General features: G+C 68.2%; 14 protein-coding genes, 1 tRNA gene and 3 pseudogenes. 12 read left to right on the top strand and 6 right to left on the bottom strand.

Annotation, left to right across the window (positions count from 1 at the left end; translation table 11 throughout):
• Positions 1 to 302 precede the first annotated feature (302 nt).
• Positions 303 to 788, top strand: a complete 486-nt coding sequence (locus tag BDK89_RS07210; RefSeq protein ID WP_133868298.1) for a hypothetical protein — start codon at positions 303 to 305, stop codon at positions 786 to 788.
• A 1-nt stretch (position 789) separates the two neighbouring features.
• Here the strand turns inward: BDK89_RS07210 and BDK89_RS22560 are convergent.
• Together BDK89_RS22560 and BDK89_RS07220 are read right to left on the bottom strand one after the other, a co-directional pair.
• Positions 790 to 996: pseudogene (locus tag BDK89_RS22560) on the bottom strand (tyrosine-type recombinase/integrase); the annotation flags it as partial.
• A gap of 281 nt (positions 997 to 1,277) precedes the next feature.
• Positions 1,278 to 1,352: transfer RNA gene (locus BDK89_RS07220), tRNA-Gly, on the bottom strand.
• A 134-nt stretch (positions 1,353 to 1,486) separates the two neighbouring features.
• Between BDK89_RS07220 and BDK89_RS07225 the strand changes: the two genes are divergently transcribed.
• The 4 genes from BDK89_RS07225 to BDK89_RS07240 all read left to right on the top strand — a co-directional run bounded on the left by BDK89_RS07225 (position 1,487) and on the right by BDK89_RS07240 (position 4,572).
• The gene (locus tag BDK89_RS07225; RefSeq protein ID WP_133868300.1) at positions 1,487 to 2,209 is read left to right on the top strand and encodes a DUF2786 domain-containing protein; all 723 of its coding nucleotides are present in this window, start codon (positions 1,487 to 1,489) and stop codon (positions 2,207 to 2,209) included.
• Positions 2,206 to 2,679 carry a hypothetical protein gene (locus tag BDK89_RS07230; RefSeq protein WP_133868301.1) on the top strand — a complete coding sequence of 158 codons (474 nt, stop codon included), beginning with the start codon at positions 2,206 to 2,208 and terminating at the stop codon, positions 2,677 to 2,679. The genes BDK89_RS07225 and BDK89_RS07230 overlap by 4 nt, the downstream gene beginning before the upstream one ends.
• 44 nt (positions 2,680 to 2,723) lie before the next feature.
• The gene (locus BDK89_RS07235; RefSeq protein ID WP_243839118.1) at positions 2,724 to 3,353 is read left to right on the top strand and encodes an HAD-IA family hydrolase; all 630 of its coding nucleotides are present in this window, start codon (positions 2,724 to 2,726) and stop codon (positions 3,351 to 3,353) included.
• A 142-nt stretch (positions 3,354 to 3,495) separates the two neighbouring features.
• Entirely contained in the window at positions 3,496 to 4,572 is a 1,077-nt protein-coding gene (locus BDK89_RS07240; RefSeq protein ID WP_133868303.1) for an AI-2E family transporter, read from the top strand.
• A gap of 177 nt (positions 4,573 to 4,749) precedes the next feature.
• On the opposite strand, the pseudogene BDK89_RS22765 reads toward BDK89_RS07240, so the two are convergent.
• The 3 genes and pseudogenes from BDK89_RS22765 to BDK89_RS07250 all read right to left on the bottom strand — a co-directional run.
• Positions 4,750 to 5,217 (bottom strand): annotated as a pseudogene (locus BDK89_RS22765) (fasciclin domain-containing protein); the annotation flags it as partial.
• Positions 5,218 to 5,310: 93 nt separating this feature from the next.
• Positions 5,311 to 6,006: pseudogene (locus tag BDK89_RS22770) on the bottom strand (fasciclin domain-containing protein); the annotation flags it as partial.
• A 41-nt stretch (positions 6,007 to 6,047) separates the two neighbouring features.
• Positions 6,048 to 7,646 carry a molybdopterin-dependent oxidoreductase gene (locus BDK89_RS07250; protein WP_208293998.1) on the bottom strand — a complete coding sequence of 533 codons (1,599 nt, stop codon included), beginning with the start codon at positions 7,644 to 7,646 and terminating at the stop codon, positions 6,048 to 6,050.
• 256 nt (positions 7,647 to 7,902) lie between these two features.
• On the opposite strand from BDK89_RS07250, the gene BDK89_RS07255 reads away from it, so the two are divergent.
• Together BDK89_RS07255 and BDK89_RS07260 are read left to right on the top strand one after the other, a co-directional pair.
• Positions 7,903 to 8,643 carry a DedA family protein gene (locus tag BDK89_RS07255; RefSeq protein ID WP_133868304.1) on the top strand — a complete coding sequence of 247 codons (741 nt, stop codon included), beginning with the start codon at positions 7,903 to 7,905 and terminating at the stop codon, positions 8,641 to 8,643.
• A 5-nt stretch (positions 8,644 to 8,648) separates the two neighbouring features.
• Positions 8,649 to 9,212 (top strand): nuclear transport factor 2 family protein, encoded by a 564-nt coding sequence (locus BDK89_RS07260; RefSeq protein WP_133868305.1) that lies wholly within the window; start codon positions 8,649 to 8,651, stop codon positions 9,210 to 9,212.
• Between the two features lie 24 nt (positions 9,213 to 9,236).
• Here BDK89_RS07260 and BDK89_RS07265 read toward each other — a convergent pair whose 3' ends face one another.
• On the bottom strand, positions 9,237 to 11,414 hold the full coding sequence (locus BDK89_RS07265; protein WP_133868306.1) for a LuxR family transcriptional regulator: 2,178 nt from the start codon (positions 11,412 to 11,414) through the stop codon (positions 9,237 to 9,239).
• Positions 11,415 to 11,629: 215 nt separating this feature from the next.
• Between BDK89_RS07265 and BDK89_RS07270 the strand changes: the two genes are divergently transcribed.
• The 5 genes from BDK89_RS07270 (at position 11,630) to BDK89_RS07290 (ending at position 17,471) form a co-directional block, all read left to right on the top strand.
• Entirely contained in the window at positions 11,630 to 12,022 is a 393-nt protein-coding gene (locus BDK89_RS07270; protein WP_133868307.1) for an SHOCT domain-containing protein, read from the top strand.
• A 75-nt stretch (positions 12,023 to 12,097) separates the two neighbouring features.
• Positions 12,098 to 13,471, top strand: coding sequence for a glutamate decarboxylase (gene gad / locus BDK89_RS07275; RefSeq protein ID WP_133868308.1), 1,374 nt, complete (start codon positions 12,098 to 12,100; stop codon positions 13,469 to 13,471).
• Between the two features lie 185 nt (positions 13,472 to 13,656).
• A complete protein-coding gene (locus BDK89_RS07280; protein ID WP_133868309.1) occupies positions 13,657 to 16,029 on the top strand; it encodes an arylsulfatase in 2,373 nt (790 codons plus the stop codon).
• Between the two features lie 40 nt (positions 16,030 to 16,069).
• Positions 16,070 to 16,687 carry an LURP-one-related/scramblase family protein gene (locus tag BDK89_RS07285; protein ID WP_208293999.1) on the top strand — a complete coding sequence of 206 codons (618 nt, stop codon included), beginning with the start codon at positions 16,070 to 16,072 and terminating at the stop codon, positions 16,685 to 16,687.
• A 13-nt stretch (positions 16,688 to 16,700) separates the two neighbouring features.
• Complete coding sequence (locus BDK89_RS07290; protein ID WP_133868310.1) at positions 16,701 to 17,471, top strand: hypothetical protein; 771 nt, start codon at positions 16,701 to 16,703, stop codon at positions 17,469 to 17,471.
• Positions 17,472 to 17,487: the final 16 nt, after the last annotated feature.

Below are 17,487 nucleotides of genomic sequence, written 5' to 3' on the forward strand. Positions count from 1 at the left end.
TCCGACGGACGATGCGAACGGGCGCAATGTCGGGAGGCAGACGACGCGTCTGGGCAGGGGGCGTGAGCGGACTGAAGGAACTGGTAGGACGAAACTCCTCCTCTGATCACGATCCGGGAGGGTCTCCGGGAACCAGGAGCGGTCGCTGCGAGTGTTTCCGGGAACTCGGAAAGCGCATTCAGGAGGGTTTCCGGGAATCGGGAACTCGAGTCTGATTGGTTCCCGAGTGAGAAGAGCGTCAGATGGGGGAGGAGAAGCGGAAGCCTGGACGTGCGCGGAAGTGGGCATCAGACGCCGAACGGATGCGGGCGAGTCGCGCCGCGCAGCGAGCCGAGCGGGAGGCGGCCTCGCGGCGAGCCGAGAAGGACACTCACGACGCCGACCGGCGGTCTGGCAAGGCGTCCGTGGCGGTCGTCTCGCCGGTCGCCTCAGCGAGCCAACTGCGGGCGTCCGTCGTTGCTCCCGAGTCGGTCGCGGACCACAAGGACTGTGAGGCGACCATCGGTGCACTGCGTCGCGAGCTGGTCGATCTCGAGGAGCGTTACGACGACCTCGTGCTGAGCCGGTGGATGCTCAGTCGGAAGTACGAGCACGCACTGGGCAGGATGCGCTCGCACGACCCGGCTGGCATCGTGTGGCTGGTCGAGCATCTCGCCGAGTGGGAGCGCGAGAACGAGGCGAGGCGGATCGGGCGGCTTCAGGATCCGCACCGGGAACTCGTGCGGCGCCGGTATGAGGAGGAGTTCGAGCGGCGACTCGAGCAAGCGCGACGCGCGTCGCAGCAGTGAGTCAGCTCTCCATCCGTCGGCCGATCGCATCGGCGATCTCGCGGCTTCGGTGTTCGGCGGTCTTGAGGTACCGGAGGCTGGCCGCGCTCGAGGCGTGGCCCATGATCGACATCACCTCTCGGAGCGACGCTCCTGCCGTCGCAGCCTCGGTGCCGGCGAGGTGGCGGAGGTTGTGGAAGCGGACGTGACTGAGACCGACCGCATCGCGGGTTTTCGACCACTGCGGGGCGAACTAGGTGTTCGGCAGTGGCCCGCCCCCCCGCAGTGACGTGAACACGAGCGCGCCCGGCTCGACGTCCTGGACGTACTGCGCGCTGGTAGCGGCCGCTGGGCAGCTGGCGGATGCTGCCGAACGAACGGGCTCGGGCCATGGAAGGCTCCTCGTGCTCGGTGCAAACTCGGTAGGCACGTGAAGGCACGACGGCCCGTCGGACCCATCGGCGTTACGATCACCTGGTCAGGATTTGCGCCCCGACCAGGGATTTCGCGTGGAGCGGATGAAGGGAATCGAACCCTCATCATCAGCTTGGAAGGCTGAGGTTCTAGCCGTTGAACTACATCCGCGTGTGTGGCACGGCAGCCTAGCGAGCCGAGCCCCGCATCGTTCATGTCGCGCTCAGTCCGGCATCGAGTGACGGAGACCGACATGAACGGGTGGTCCGGAACGATGTGACACCCCTGCGGCATGATGGGTTCACATGAGCGCCGCCACCTCACCGAGTCCCGATGCCTTGATCGACAAGGTCCGCAAGCTCCTCGCCATGGCCGAGGGCACGAGCAACCCGAACGAGGCCGACGCGTTCAGTCGCAAAGCCGCCGAGCTCATCGCCGAGCACCGCATCCGCCCCGAACAGCTCAGTGCGCCGACGTCGGGCGAGATGCGGGTCGACGAGTACGAGTTGGGCCGCGGAGCCTACGTGCGTGGCCGGTTGGCGCTGTTGCAGGTCGTCGCCGACGCGCACGCCTGCCAGGTGGTGTTCCAGGCGCGACAGACCGGCACGGTGGCGTTCGTCGCCGGGTTCCGCTCCGACCTCGAGGCCGTCGGCCTGCTCTACCACTCGCTCCACAGCCAGGCGAGCTCCCGCATGGGCCGTGAACGTCGGGCCACGGCGGCGGCCACGCAGCAGTGGCGGCGGTCGTTCCTGTTCGGCTACGCCGACCAGATCCGCATCATGCTCGACGCAACGATGCGTGAGGCGACCGACCGGCTGCACCCGGCATCCGCCGCGCTGCCGGCACTGCGGGCACGCGAACGGCGGGTCGAGGAGTACGCCCGCCAGCAGTTCGGGCGAGTCGTCGCCGCACGCCGTCCGAAGGCGGCGACGCCCCAAGGATTCGTCGCCGGGATGGAAGCCGCGAGCAGCGCCGACCTCGGCCGGCCGCGAGTCGTCGGGCTGCGAGCCCTCGGTCGAGGGGCATGAGCGGCGCCGACGTCGGGCGGGAGGCGGTCTACGCGGCCGAGATCGCAGCGTTCGAAGGGACGTCGTACGAGACGGTGGTGCCCTTCGACGATTTGCTCGACCTGGCCCGTCTCGTCACCGCGGCGACGTGGTGGCCGTGCGGTGCGACGGAGGTGGTCAAGGCCCGCCGCGATGCCTCGTCGTCGTCGACCCGGCAGCGGGGGAGTGCAGCAGCCGTCGTACGGCTCGCCGCACCGCAGATGACGCCGGCCACCCTGCTGCACGAACTCGCACACGTCCTCGCCGGAGTCGGCGCCGGACACGGTGAGCAGTTCCGGCGTGCCCACGTCGACCTCGTCGGCTACGCGTTCGGCGACGCCGAGGCCGGATGGCTGCTCGACGCATACGCCGCCGTCGGGCTCGAACCCGGCGACCGCACCTGGTCGGCGCCGCCCGTCCGCGGCGGCACCGGCGGACCGATCGCGCTGTAGGCCGGCCTTCGGCACGGCCCGACGCGACGGCTAGACATGACCGGGTGACCGAGACCACCCCCATCCGCGCCGTGTTCTGGGACTTCGGAGGAGTGATCCTCACCAGCCCGTTCGAGGCCTTCAACCGGTACGAACACGAGCACGGGCTCCCGCACGACTTCATCCGGTCGGTCAACACCGTCGATCCCGACACCAACGCCTGGGCGCGCATCGAACGGCAGGAGACCTCGCCCGACGAGTTCGACGCCGCGTTCGCCGCCGAGTCGAAGGCGCTCGGACACGAAGTGCCCGGGCGAGACATCCTGGCGCTGCTCAGCGGCGACGTCCGACCCGAGATGGTGACCGCCCTCGACCGGGTGATCGAGGCCGGCTACATCACGGCCTGCCTCACGAACAACGTCCGGGCCGAACCGCGTCCCGACGTTGCCGACGTGATGGCGCGCTTCGACCACGTCGTCGAGTCGAGCAAGGTCGGCGTGCGCAAGCCGGAGGAGTCGTTCTACGTGCAGGCGTGCGAGATGGCCGGTGTGGAGCCGGGGGAGGTCGTGTTCCTCGACGACCTCGGCATCAACCTGAAGCCGGCGAAGGCGATGGGAATGACGACGATCAAGGTCGTCGGCGCCGACCAGGCGATCGACGATCTGGCGGCGGTCTTGGGGATCGACCTGCGGTAGGCGTTCGTCGTTCGCGCACCCGACCCGGGTCGGGTGATCTCCGTGAACGCGTTGCCCCGGGGGCGAGTCGTCCCCTCCGACACCCGACCCGGTGGATCCGGAGCGCCTGGGGGCGTTGCGCGGTGCGCGAGGATCTGGGGCGATGAGTGAGGTGTCGGACGATTCGGTGGAGCGGCAACGGCTGCGGGTCGAGCGCCGTGACCTGAAGTTGCGCACGTGGGGGCTGCGGAGCTGGTGGTTCGTCGGCATCGCTGCTGCGGCGGCGATCCTGGCCGGGGCGATCGGTGCGGTGTCCGGGCTGGTGGTTCCCCTCGTGGTCGCCGTGGTGGTCGGGATGCTGTTCGTCCCGAGCGTCGACTTCCTCGATCGGTACATGCCGCGTGCGTTGGCCGCGGCGATCGTACTGACCGCACTCGTCGGGGTGGCGGTCGCCGCGATCGCCGTGTCGGTCGCCGGCGTCGTCGGGCAGGCGGACGAGATCGCTGCCCAGCTCGAAGCCGGATCCGACCAGCTGATCGAGTGGGCCGAAGAGCTCGACCTCGAAGTCGGTGGATCCGGTCAGCTCGTCGACGGACTGGCAGACGTGTGGGACTTCGCGATCTCCGGCGTGGTCGGTCTTGCCGGCACCGTCTTCTCGACGGCGACGGCGTTCTTGGCCGGATCGTTCGTCGGGGTGTTCATGCTCTACTTCATCCTCGCCGACTGGAATCGCCTGGCGAACTGGGTCGGCGACCACCTCGGCGTGTCGTCCGAGGTCGGGCGAGGCATCGTCGACGACGCCACCTGGTCGATGCGGCAGTACTTCGCCGCCCTCACCGTCGCGAGTGTGGTCGTGGCGGTGATGGTCGGGTTGACCGCCGCGATCCTCGGTGTGCCGTTGGCGTTCACCATTGCGATGGTGACGATGCTCACCGCCTACATCCCGTACCTGGGGGCACTGTTCTCCGGCGCCTTCGCCGTGCTGATCGCGCTCGGGTCCGGCGGATTCGAAGACGCCTTGATCATGCTGCTCGTGATCCTGGTCGCGCAGAACGTCGTGCAGACGATCGTGCAGACGAAGATGTCGGAAGGGCGGCTGTCACTGCACCCGATCGTCATCTTCGGGTCGACGATCGCCGGAGGAGCAACGCTCGGGTTGCTCGGGGCCGCGCTGTCGACGCCGGTGGTGGCGCTGTGCGTGACGGTGCAGCGGCGGTTGGCGAAGCTCGAGCGGGAGTAGTGCGGGGTCGGGTGCGGGGTGAGCGCACCGGTCCCGGAGTCGGGTGATCTTCGGAAACGCCGACTCCGTCGTCGTTCCCTACGACACCCGACCCGGGTGCTGGCGTAGACGCGGCGGTGCCGACCGGATTGCTCCGGTCGGCACCGCTGGTTTCCTACGGCTGGAAGGGGGAGAAGATCAGCCGGGGAGGAGAACGCCGTCGATGATGTGGACGGTGGCGTTGGCGGTCGGCACGTCCATGCAGACCACGGCAGCGCTGTCGTTCACGAGCACGGCGTCGCCGTCCATCTCGATGGTGAGGTCGCCACCGTTGACGGTGGTGACGGTGCCGGCGTCGAGCAGATCCTGCGAGCTCAGCATCTCACCGGCCACGACGTGGTAGGTGAGGACGCTGGTGAGCAGGTCCTGATCGGCGAGAACGGCGTCGAGCTGGTCGGCGGGGATCGCAGCGAAGGCGTCGTTGGTGGGGGCGAAGATCGTGAACGGACCTTCGCTGTTCAGGGTGTCGACGAGACCGGCTTCGCTCACGGCGGTGACGAGCGTCGACAGGACCGGGTTGTTGCTGGCGGCGGTGGCGGCCGGGTCGTCGGCCATGCCGGCGAAGCTGCCCTCACCGTCGGTCGGGACGGCCGAGCAGGCCGGGCCCGAAGCGCCCATCATGGCGTCGTCCATGTCGTCCATGGACTCCTCGTCCATCTCGTCCGACTCCATGTCGCCCTCGTCCATGTCGCCCATCGGCGGCATCAGGACCGCATCGATGAGGTGGACGGTGGCGTTGGCGGTCGGGACGTCCGAGCAGACGACGCTGGCGTCGTTGACGGTCGTGCCCTCGGCGCCGAAGGTGATGGTCTCACCGTTGACGGTCTCGAGCTCACCGGCATCGGCGAGGTCGGCGGCCTTCAACGACTGACCGGCCACGACGTGGTAGGTGAGGATGCTCGTCAGGAGTTCCTGGTCGGCGAGCACGGCGTCGAGCTGGTCGGCGGGGATCGCTGCGAAGGCGTCGTTGACCGGCGCGAAGATCGTGAACGGACCCTCGCTGTTCAGGGTGTCGACGAGGCCGGCTTCGCCGACGGCGGTGACGAGGGTCGACAGGGCGGGGTTGTTGCTGGCGGCGGTGGCGGCGGGGTCGTCGGCCATGCCGGCGAAGCTGCCTTCACCGTCGGCGGGAACCGTGGAACACGCCGGTCCGAAGGCGCCCATCGTGTCGGCTTCCATGTCGCCGTCGTCCATGTCGTCCATGTCGTCGGCCATGGTCGTCTCGGGAGCCATGGTGGTCTCCGGAGCCATGCTGTCTTCGCTCGGCGCCTCGGTGGCGGGAGTGGCGTCGTCGTCGCCGTCGTCACCACACGCAGCGGCGACGAGCGAGAGCCCGGCAATCGTTGCGATGGCGAGCCGGCTACGGCTGCGTCGGGGAGTGTGTGAGGTGTTCACGGTGGTCCTTTCGGTGTTGGTTGGGATTGTTTCCCGGTGGCTCACTCGACCATCACCACGATCTGGTGTCGGCCGGTTGCGCCACTCGGGAAGGGTTCGGTGCGCTCGTCGGTCTGGATTGCCCCAGTTCCGTCGGTTGCGCGAACCCGGATGTCGTGACGACCGGGAGTGGCCTCCCAGGCGTACGACCACTGACGCCAGGTGACGTCGTTCAACGGGTCGGCGAGTCGGGCCTCGACCCACTCGCCGTCGTCGATCTGGATCTCGACACGCTCGATGCCGCGGGTCTGTGCCCAGGCGGCGCCGGCGATCGGCACGGTGCCGGCCTGCACGGTCTGGAGACCGCGAGGCGTGTCGATGCGACTCTGTGTCTTGATGGGTGCGTCCTCGACCCAGCCACGCTCGACCCAGTACTGGTCGAAGGCGTCGAAGCGGGTGAGTTCGATCTCTTCCAGCCACTTGGTGGCGGAGACGTAGCCGTACAGGCCGGGCACGATCAGGCGTGCCGGATAGCCGTGCTCGAGGGGGAGCGGTTCGCCGTTCATGGCGACGGCGACGAGAGCGTTGCGACCGTCGAGCGCCGCGGTGGGGAAGCCGCACGTGTAGCCATCGACCGAGCGGCCGACGATCTGGTCGGCGTCGGCAGCGATCCCGGCCTCGGCCAGGAGATCGTCGAGACGGACGCCGGTCCAGCGGGCGTTGCCGAGCAGGTTGCCGCCGATCTCGTTCGAGACGCACGACAGCGTGATGTCGGCCTCGACGATCTCGCGTTCCAGCAGCTCGTCGTAGGTCAGTTCGATCTCCTCGTCGACCATGCCGGTGATGCGCAGTGTCCAGCCGTCGACCGACACCTGCGGCACGGTGAGAGCGGTGTCGATCCGGTAGAAGTCGCTGTTCGGCGTGTAGAAGGGCTCGACGCCGTCGACACCGATGCGGACGGCGTCGGGTGCGTCGGGGAGCGGGTCACGGGCGATCGGCACCCCGAGCTCGTTGCGCTGGCCACTCACGCTGTTGCGTCCGTTCAGCCAGCGGCCGACGCTGCCCGTGAACACGGCCAGCAGGCCGAAGCCGCCGGCGGCGAGGAGGAACGAGCGGCGGTCGTCGGAGCGGTCGTCGTTCGCCGGTTCGTCGTCGTGGCGGTGCACTCGGAGCATCCACAGCACGACGCCGGCAGCGACGGCGCCGACGATGCTCGGCACGATGCCGTACCAGGGCACGTCTCGCCGGGTCGACTGCGACGCGTACGCACCGACGACGCCGAACAGGGCGATCCCGACGATCGCGAACGGCCACCGACGGGTCTGGGCGATCACACCGAGCACGGCGGCGTACACGGCGAGGATGGCGGCAATGCCGACGAGGAGAGCGATCTTGTCGTTCGTGCCGAACCAGTCGATCGCCAGTTCCTTGATCGAGTTGGGGACGCTGTCGACGACCCGGTCGCCGACGTCGAGCACCGGCGATTGGAGCGATGCCGACATGCCGGCAACGAGTTCGGCCACGCCCAGACCGACCAGGGCAGCGATCAGACCGGCGACGATGCCCATGACCCACGGCACGCCGGTCGTGGCGGCCTCGTCGTGGTGTTCCTGGTCGTCGTCGGTGGTGTCGCTCGGTGCGATCGGGGCGTCGGGGGACATGTGTGTACTTCGGAGCCGACCACGCCCCGGATGGTCGGATGTCGGATGAGGTCAGACCCCATCGGTCGGTTGATGTCAGACATCATCCGACCGGGTTCGCGCTCTGGCGCGTCGTGGGCTGTCGGATGATGTCTGACATCAACCGACGGAATCATCCAGGTTGGGTGATCACGGGAGGTGGCGGGTTCCGTAGCGTCTGCGTCGGGGCGAGGGAACGATCCGCGATCGGGGGGTCCGACTCGCCGAGACTGCTGCCATGACGACGACCGACGACTCAGCTTCCGGCGAACGCCGCTTCCAGCTGCCGGGCTATCCGATCCTGCTCGGTGGGGCGCTCGGCATCCTCGCCCTCATCTGGGTCGCGCCGACGATCGCCACGGCGCTGTCGGCGATCGACTTCCAGAACGTCGAGTACCCCTACCTCATCATCGGTGGCTTCGTGGTGCTCGACGCGATCATCCCGATCTTCCCGAGCGAATCGCTGCTCACCACGGCGTCGAACCTCGCCGCACAGGACGGCTCCGACATCGAACTGTGGCGCCTCGTCCTCGCCGGCTCGGTCGGCGCCGCGATCGGCGACTCGCTCCTCTACTGGCTTTCACGAACCGTGCTCCGCCGCTTCATGGAGGACAAGGTCGAACGGGCTCAGCGCAACGACAAGATCGCCCGGTCGATGGAGGTCATGAGCCAGACGGCGCCATTGCTGATCGTGTTCGGCCGCTTCGTGCCCGGCCTCCGGTTCATGCTCGGCGCCACCATGGGCCTCACCCGGTATCCGTACCGCAGCTTCCTGCTGTGGGACGTGATCGGCGGCACGCTCTGGGCGTCGTACACCTGCGTGTTCAGCTACCTGGTCGCCTCGGTGATCCAGGACAAGCCGTTGCTGTCGATCGTGGTGTCCGTGATCGTCACGACGGCCATGCTCGGCCTCCTCTACAAGCCGCTCAAGAACAGCTGGGAGTCGAGCGGCCGACAGAACGAGCCGACGGAGGCGTAGCCGACATGCCGCTCCTCGGACCGTTCGACCGGCCACTGCCGTTGCGCAGCGGGCGGTCGGGCGCCGCCGAGCCGAGACCGTCGACGTCGCCGGTCCCGACGGCGCCGGCACCCGACGACGTCATCCCGGTCGGATGTGAACGGACCGCCGCGCTCGCACGCTTCGTGACGCGGACCGTGCTCGGCGATGTCGAGACGGTCGACGCGTCGCACCACGAGCTGGTCGCCGTGTTCACCGAGGACGTCGAGGTGTGGAGCCCGTCGTTCCATCGCTGCGGACGAGAGGCGCTCATCAGTGCGTTGCGTGACCGGGACGACGCGTTGCGTCGGATCGAGGTGCGGATCACTCGGCAGATGGCCGCCGAACGGATCGCGTTCACCGAGTGGCGACTGCAGGGCATCTTCGACCGCGCCGGGTTCGTCGACGACGACGTGCTCGTCGAACCGTCGCACCGCGCCGTCGAGTCGTCGGGTGTGCTGGTCTGTGAGTTCGACGGCGAACGGGTTCGTTCGGTCCGGTGCTACTACGACGAACTCGGTTTGATGGAGGAGCTGCTGCTGGCTCCGTGAACGGTCGGCGTCTCGGTCGCTCGCTCAGGGGAGTGGCGACAACATGCCGGCTGCTCGGGCAGCGTCGACCGTCTCGGCGCGCGACGTTGTGCCGAGCTTGCGGTAGATCGACGCCGTGTGCGACTTGACCGTGTTGCGCGACACGAACAGCTCCGAGGCGATGTCGCCGAGGCTGAGGTTCGTCGGCAAGTACTGGAGCACGTTGAGCTCGGCGGTCGTGAGGGTCCAGGCCGGGTCGAGGCCGAGCTGTTCGGCAGCGGTGACCCGGGTTCGGAGGTCGTCGACGTGTGGCGTCAGCCCGTGCGGTGTGTCCTCGGGTCGCAACAGTGTCTCGGCGCGGTCGAGGTGGCGGCGCGCCGCCTTGGCGTCGCCGATGTGCAGCGAGGCGGTGGCCAGGATGACGAGGGTGTACGCCTGATACCACGCCGACACCGGTCCGAAGCCGTCGAGCAGATGGAGGCACCGGTCGATCATGGCCGTGGCGCCGTCGCGCCGGCCGGAGCGGGCCTCGTCGAGCGCCACCATCGAGACGAGGTTGGCCGACGGCGGCGTGATGTCGGGTACCGACCGTTCGAGGCGCCGGTAGGCGGCGACGGCGTTCGTCGATGCCGTCGGTGAGCCCTCGAGGAATTCGATCGTCGCCTTCATGCCGGCATTGTTGGCCTGGAGTCGGTGGACACCGGCGACCTGTGCTTCGAACGCACCGTCGTCGAGGATCGCCAGCGCTTCGGCGGTGTCGCCGTGCAGGTATCGGAAGGCGCCGAGCGCCCAACAACCAAACGATCGCCACGCCCCGCCCGGAAGCTCGCGAACGGCGGCTTCGAGTGGCGGCCTGAGCTCGGTGGTCGGCTGGAGTTCGAACGCTGCCGACAGCACGTCGGTCTGCAGGCGGAGATCGTCGGGAAGGCGGGTCCGTCCGTTGGTGTGAGCGAGGGCACGGGTCCAGCGCAACGCCGACGGGAAGTCGCCCAACTGCGTTTCGATGACGGCCGCCGTCGCGCACAGTTCTGGCCTGGCCCGAACGGCGTCGTCGCCGAGGGTCTCGAACCAACGCTGCACGGTGCGGTGTCGGCCGTCGGCGACGAACGAGCCGCCGTGCTCGGCAATGATGCCGACGCAGCGGTCGACGTCGCCCATCGTGTGGGCGAACTCGAAGACCAGGTCGACGTCGCCCTCCCGCTCCCACCAGTCGGCGGCGAGGCGATGGAGCTCGGCCCACCGCTCCGGCTGTTCACTCCGGAGCTCCCGTGAGAGCCAGTCCGCGACGAGGTGGTGGAGCCGGAACCACTCGCCGCGTTCGTCGAGTGCGTCGACCACGAACTGGCGGCGTCGGAGGCGACGGAGGTCGGATCGGCAGCCGGTTCGGCCGAGGACGTCCCCACACATGTCGGGGTGGAAGCGACCGAGGCAGGCGAGTTCCGCCAGCAAAGCCCGATCGTCGGGATCGAGCTGTTCGAGCCAGACCGACACGACGGGCTCGTCCGAGCCGGCAGGGGAGTCGAAGGTGGCGCCGCCTCGATTGGCGATCGCGAGTGCGAGTCCGGCAGGCCAGCCCTCGTACCTCGAGATCGTGGTGGCGAACGACCCGACGTCGGTGGCCGGGAGGCGGGCGTTCATCAGCGCCGTTGTCTCGGCGTCGCTGAACGCAAGCCGGTCCGACGCGAGCTCGATGGTGCCGGGGGCGAGACGCAGCGCAGTCGCCAGACCCTCCTCGAGGTCGCGACCGGCGAGCAGCAGCGTCGACTCGCCGCCGATCGCACGCGCGACGCGCTGGACGACGGCAGCGGCGGCGGGACTCCGGAGGTGGTCGACATCGTCGATGACCAGCACGAACGGTTCGTCGATCGCATCGAGCATGACGTCGAACGACTCGTGGAGCAGACCATCGTCGAGCGGCGACTCGCCGAGACCGTCGAGACCGTCGAGGGCGGCGCCGATCGAGCGCATCAAGGCGACCGGGTCGTCGTCGACCGGCTCGAGGTCGAGCCATCGGACGGACCGTCGATCGGAACGGGTCCAGCGGGCAGCGAGCGTGCTCTTCCCGTAGCCGGTCGGTGCAGCGAGGACGAGCACCCGGCCACGAGCCTCCTCGTAGACGGTGTCGAGGCGGTGGCGTTCGATCTCGCCGGCGAGCGGCTGCGGGGGCGCGAACCGTCCGCGGTCCCGAACTGCGCTCCCTGCCGTCGACGTTCCCACTCTCATTCGATGCCGTCGGCATCGTCGGCCGACGCCCGCACTGTAGTCAGCCCGGCGTCCGCCGAGAACGCTTCCGGTTCGCCCGATCGTGCAGGCGCTTCGAGCACGTCCGTTATCGCACCGAATCGTCCGATGTGTACGAGGCGTCACCCGGTCGAGCGACCTAAGGTAAGCGCCGTGCGCGGTCGGATGGCCGCGACCGAACACTCAAGGAGACATCAATGCTCGCGTACGACTACCCGCTGCTCGGCCTCTTCTGGACCATGCTCATGGTCTTCCTGTGGGTCGCCTGGCTGTTCCTGCTGTTCCGCATCTTCGCGGACATCTTCCGCTCCGGCATGGGCGGCTGGAGCAAGGCGCTGTGGTCGCTGTTCGTGATCTTCCTGCCGTTCCTCGGCGTGCTCGTCTACATCATCGCCAACGGTGACGACATGCGGAAGCGCGACATCGAGACGATGCAGCAGAACGAAGCGGCGTTCCGCAGCTACGTGCAGGACGCGGCCGGCTCGGGCGGCGGCACCGCCACCGAACTCGCCAAGCTCGCCGAACTGCGCGACAGCGGCGTGCTGTCGCCGGAAGAGTTCGAGGCCCAGAAGGCCAAGCTGCTCGCCTGATCGGCGCAGGCGAACACACTTCCGACACCAACCGAACAACCGATCCATCCACCATCCAGCCGCGGGAGCACCACGATGGTCCACGTCCACCAGTCCGACGACGACAGCGTCTCCACCCCGGCCTACGCCGGGCGGTTGGGCATGTCACCGGTGCCGAAACACCGGATGCCCGACGATTCGTCGTCACCGGAGGCGACCTACCGGATGATCCACGACGAGTTGCTGCTCGACGGCAGCTCTCGGCTCAACATGGCCACGTTCGTGACCACGTGGATGGATCCTCAAGCCGAGCTGCTCATGGCCGAGACGTTCGACAAGAACATGATCGACAAGGACGAGTATCCGCAGACCGCCGAAATCGAGCGGCGCTGCGTGAACATGGTCGCCGATCTGTTCAACGCACCGAGCGGCGGCGACGCCGTCGGTGTCTCGACCATCGGCTCGAGTGAAGCCGTCATGCTCGGCGGTCTCGCGATGAAATGGCGCTGGCGCCAGCGTCGCGAGGCCGCCGGGCTCGACGCCACACGACCCAACATGGTCCTGGGATCCAACGTCCAGGTCGTGTGGGAGAAGTTCTGCAAGTACTGGGACGTCGAGGCTCGCTACGTGCCCGTCACCGAGAACCGCTTCGTCGTCGACCCGGACGACGTGATGGCCCGGGTCGACGAGAACACGATCGGCGTCATCCCGATCCTCGGCACCACCTACACCGGTGAGTTCGAGCCGATCGAGGAGATCCACGACCGGGTCGTGGCGTACAACGCCGAACACGACCTCGACATCCCGATCCACGTCGACGCTGCCAGCGGCGGCTTCGTGGCCCCCTTCCTCCACCCCGATCTCCGGTGGGACTTCCGCCTGCCACAGGTGAAGTCGATCAACGTGTCGGGCCACAAGTACGGCCTCACGTACCCGGGCATCGGGTTCGTGGTCTGGCGCTCGAACGACGACCTCCCCGAGGATCTCGTCTTCCACGTGAACTACCTCGGTGGCGACATGCCGACGTTCACGCTCAACTTCTCGCGACCCGGCAACCAGATCGTCGGCCAGTACTACAACTTCGTGCGCCTCGGCCGCGAGGGCTACACCAAGATCATGGAGGGCTTGCGGGCGACCGCACTGCACATCTCGGCGGCCCTGCGCGACATGGACGTGTTCGACGTGGTCAGCGACGGCAGCGCGATCCCCGTGCTCGCGTTCCGGCTGCAGGGCGAGCACCCGTACACCGTGTTCCACATCTCCGACCGGCTGCGCCGCAACGGTTGGCAGGTGCCGGCGTACACGATGCCCGCCGACGCGACCGACGTCGCCGTGCTCCGGATCGTCATCCGGGAAGGCTTCGGGCTCGACCTCGCCGAGAACCTGATCGACGACATCCGCGAAGCCGTCGACTACCTCGAACAGCACCCACCACGCGAAGAAGCACCCGCCGGCTTCTCCCACACCTGACGAAACCCGACGAAGGCGTGAACAAACTGCGGAATAGTTCCGCAGTTTGTTCACGCCTTCAGCGTTCTGGTGGGGGTGAGGCGGATCGTCCCATGTGGGTGATGACCCACCCACTCGATCGGTCGTACGGTCGGGATCGACGACATGGCGGATGGGTCGCTGTGTCCTGACGACGGAGGACATCCATGACCGGAGCACCCGATCGCCACGCACGCGCCACGTTGCCGATCCCGGACGTGCCACGCCCGGGCCTGACGACGTACGACGCGAAGGATCCGGACACGTCGTACCCGCCGATCGAGCCGCTCCTGCCTCCGTCGGAGGCACCCAACGTCCTCATCGTCCTGCTCGACGACGTCGGCTTCGGGGCGTCGAGCGCCTTCGGTGGCCCGTGCCACACCCCGACGGCCGAGCGCCTCGCCCAGGGTGGCCTCCGCTTCAACCGCTTCCACACCACAGCGCTGTGCGCCCCGACCCGCCAGGCGCTGCTGACCGGCCGCAACCACCACTCCGTCGGCATGGGGTCGATCACCGAGACGGCGACGTCGGCGCCCGGCAACAACTCGCTGCGACCGAACACCAAGGCGCCGCTCGCCACCACCCTGAAGCTGAACGGCTACTCGACATCGCAGTTCGGGAAGTGCCACGAGGTGCCGGTCTGGCAGTCGTCGCCCATGGGACCGTTCGATGCGTGGCCGTCGGCCGGTGGCGGCTTCGAGTACTTCTACGGCTTCATCGGCGGCGAGAACAACCAGTACGACCCGGCGCTGTACGAGGGCACCACCCCGATCGAGCCGCCGGCGACGGAGGAGGAGGGCTACCACCTCACCGAAGACCTCGCCGACAAGGCGATCTCGTGGATCCGTCAGCAGAAGGCGCTGATGCCGAACCGGCCGTTCTTCACCTACTTCGCCCCGGGCGCCACGCACGCCCCGCACCACGTGCCCAAGGAGTGGGCCGACAAGTACGCCGGCCAGTTCGACGACGGCTGGGACGTGCAGCGCGAGCGCACGTTCGCGAAGCAGAAGGAGATGGGCGTTATCCCCGCCGACGCCGACCTCACCGAGCGTCACGACGAGATCTCGTCGTGGGACGAGATGCCCGACGCGCTCAAGCCGGTGCTCGCCCGTCAGATGGAGGTGTACGCCGGATTCCTCGAACACACCGACCATCACGTCGGCCGCGTCATCGACGCGATCGACGACCTCGGCATCCTCGACAACACGCTGATCTACTACATCATCGGCGACAACGGCGCCTCCGCCGAGGGCACCATGAACGGGGCCTTCAACGAGATGGCCAACTTCAACGGCATGGCGGCGCTCGAGACGCCCGAGTTCATGCTGTCGAAGATGGACGAGTTCGGGTCGCCCGACTCGTACAACCACTTCTCGGTCGGCTGGGCGTGGGCGATGAACACCCCGTTCCAGTGGACCAAGCAGGTCGCCTCGCACTGGGGTGGCACCCGCAACGGCACGATCGTGCACTGGCCGGACGGGATCGACGATCCGGGCGGCCTCCGCGAGCAGTTCACCCACGTGATCGACGTCGCCCCGACCGTGCTCGAAGCCGCCGGCCTGCCGCAGCCGACGTTCGTCAACGGTGTGCAGCAGTCGCCGATCGAGGGCACGAGCATGCTCTACGCCTTCAAGGGTGCCGACGCCGACGAGCGTCACGACTTGCAGTACTTCGAGATGTTCGGCAACCGCGGCATCTACCACAAGGGCTGGAGCGCGGTCACCAAGCACAAGACGCCGTGGATCCTCGTCGGCGGTCAGCTGCCCGACTTCGACGACGACGTGTGGGAGCTGTACGACGGCAACAGCGACTTCAGCCAGGCCAACGACCTGGTGGCCGAACATCCCGAGCTACTGCACAAACTGCAGCGCCTCTGGCTCATCGAAGCCGTCAAGTACAACGTGCTCCCGATGGACGACCGCAGCGGCGAGCGCGTGAACCCCGAACTCGCCGGGCGTCCGACACTCGTGCACGGCAACACCCAGCTGTTCTTCCCCGGCATGGGTCGGCTGTCGGAGAACAGCGTCGTCAGCATCAAGAACAAGTCGTTCTCGATCACCGCCGAGCTCGAGGTGCCCGACGACGGCCTGCGCGGCGTCGTCATCGCACAGGGCGGCAAGTTCGGCGGCTGGGCGGTGTTCGCCGACGAGGGCAAGCTGGCCTTCGACTACAACGTGCTCGGCATCCAGCTGTTCGCGACCCGATCCGACTCGGTGCTGCCGACCGGCAAGCACCAGGTGCGCATGGAGTTCGCCTACGACGGTGGCGGCCTGGCCAAGGGCGGCGACGTGACGCTGTACTGCGACGGCGAACAGATCGGCGCCGGACGGGTCGACGCGACGCAGCCCATGATCTTCTCCGCCGACGAGACCACCGACATCGGCTACGAGTCGGGTACCACCGTCAGCCCCTCGTACACGGCGGCGACGAGCAAGCTCAACGGCAAGCTCCACTGGGTGCAACTCGACGTCGGCGTCGACGACCACGACCACTTCATCGATCCCGAGGAGCGCTACCGCATCGCGGTCGCCCGTCAGTGATCTCACCCGACTCGATTCACACCTCCGAAGGAGACCAGACATGCCACGACGAATCGGACGGCGGGCCGCAGCGCCCGTCGCTCGCCGACCCCTCGCCGCAGCCGCAGCGACCGGCGCCGTGGTCGGTGCCGCGAGCGGTGGCCGCCGCCGCGGCGGAGCCGGCCCGGCCGCGAACCGCTACCAGATGCGCCAGCGGATGTTCGCGCTCGGCGACGACTTCTTCATCACCGACGAGCAGGGCAACCGGGCCTTCAAGGTCGACGGCAAGGTGCTCCGTGTCCGCTCGACGCTCAAGTTCGAGACGCCCGACGGGCGTGAGCTCTACAAGATCCAGGAGAAGATCGCCCGGATCCGCGACTCGATGACGATCGAGCGCGCCGACGGGTCGGCGGCGGCCAAGGTGCACAACGCACTGATCACCCCGCTGCGCGACCGCTGGACGATCGACGTGCCCGGCGGTGCCGACATGTCGACCAAGGGCAACATCGTGAACCACGAGTACACGATCTCGCAGGGCGGTGCCACGGTCGCCACGGTGTCGCGGCGCTGGTTCCGGGTGCGCGACACCTACGGCGTCGAGATCGCCCCCGGGCAGGACGACGCGCTGTTGCTGGCGATCACGGTCGTGATCGACATGATGGCCCACCAGGGCCGATGAGAGGAACGACGACATGACCTTCGACGACATCGGACCCCTGCACCTGCTCGTGGTCGGCTTCGGCCCCGACGCCGACTTCTCCGGCGAGGTGATCGACGAGCTCGACGAGCTCGCCGCTCGCGGCACGATCCGCGTGATCGACCTCCGCTTCCTGACCCGTCTCGACGAGGAGACGGTCGCCGACGTCGAGATCAGCGATCTCGGCGACGACGAGGCCGCCGAGTACGGCGCCATCATCGACCGCCTCCGCGAGCTCGCCGACCGCGAGCCGACCGGTTCGCCGATGGGCATCGGCGGTGCCGAGATCGAACGGGTGGCGGACGAGCTCGCGGTCGGCGAGTCGATCGGCATCTTGCTGTTCGAGCACGCCTGGGCCACCGAACTCAAAGCGGCATTGCGGGCCACCGGCGGCACCCTGATCACCCAGGGTCTACTCACGCCCGAGGCCGCCTTCATGGTCGGCGCCGAGGTGACCGCGGCGGCAGAGGCGGAGGCGGCGATCGAGCTCGCCGACGCGATTGCCGGTGCCGCCATGCTCGACGCGGCGATCGCCGTCGCCGAGGCCGAGGCCATCGAGCAGGCAGCGGCAGTCGAAGCCGTGCGTGCCCTGATCGCCGCAGGCATCATCATCGACACGGCAGCCGCGGCAGCGCTCGAAGCGCTCGTCGACGCCGAGCTGGTGCAGGAAGCCGCGATCGAAGCGGCGAACGACGCGGTGACGGCTGCCGAAGCCGAGGTCGAGCAGGCCCTCGAAGAGCTCGCCGCGGCTGCCGGCGACGAGTGACTCGGCGTGCGGCCGT

Source organism: Ilumatobacter fluminis (assembly GCF_004364865.1).
Classification (GTDB): domain Bacteria; phylum Actinomycetota; class Acidimicrobiia; order Acidimicrobiales; family Ilumatobacteraceae; genus Ilumatobacter; species Ilumatobacter fluminis.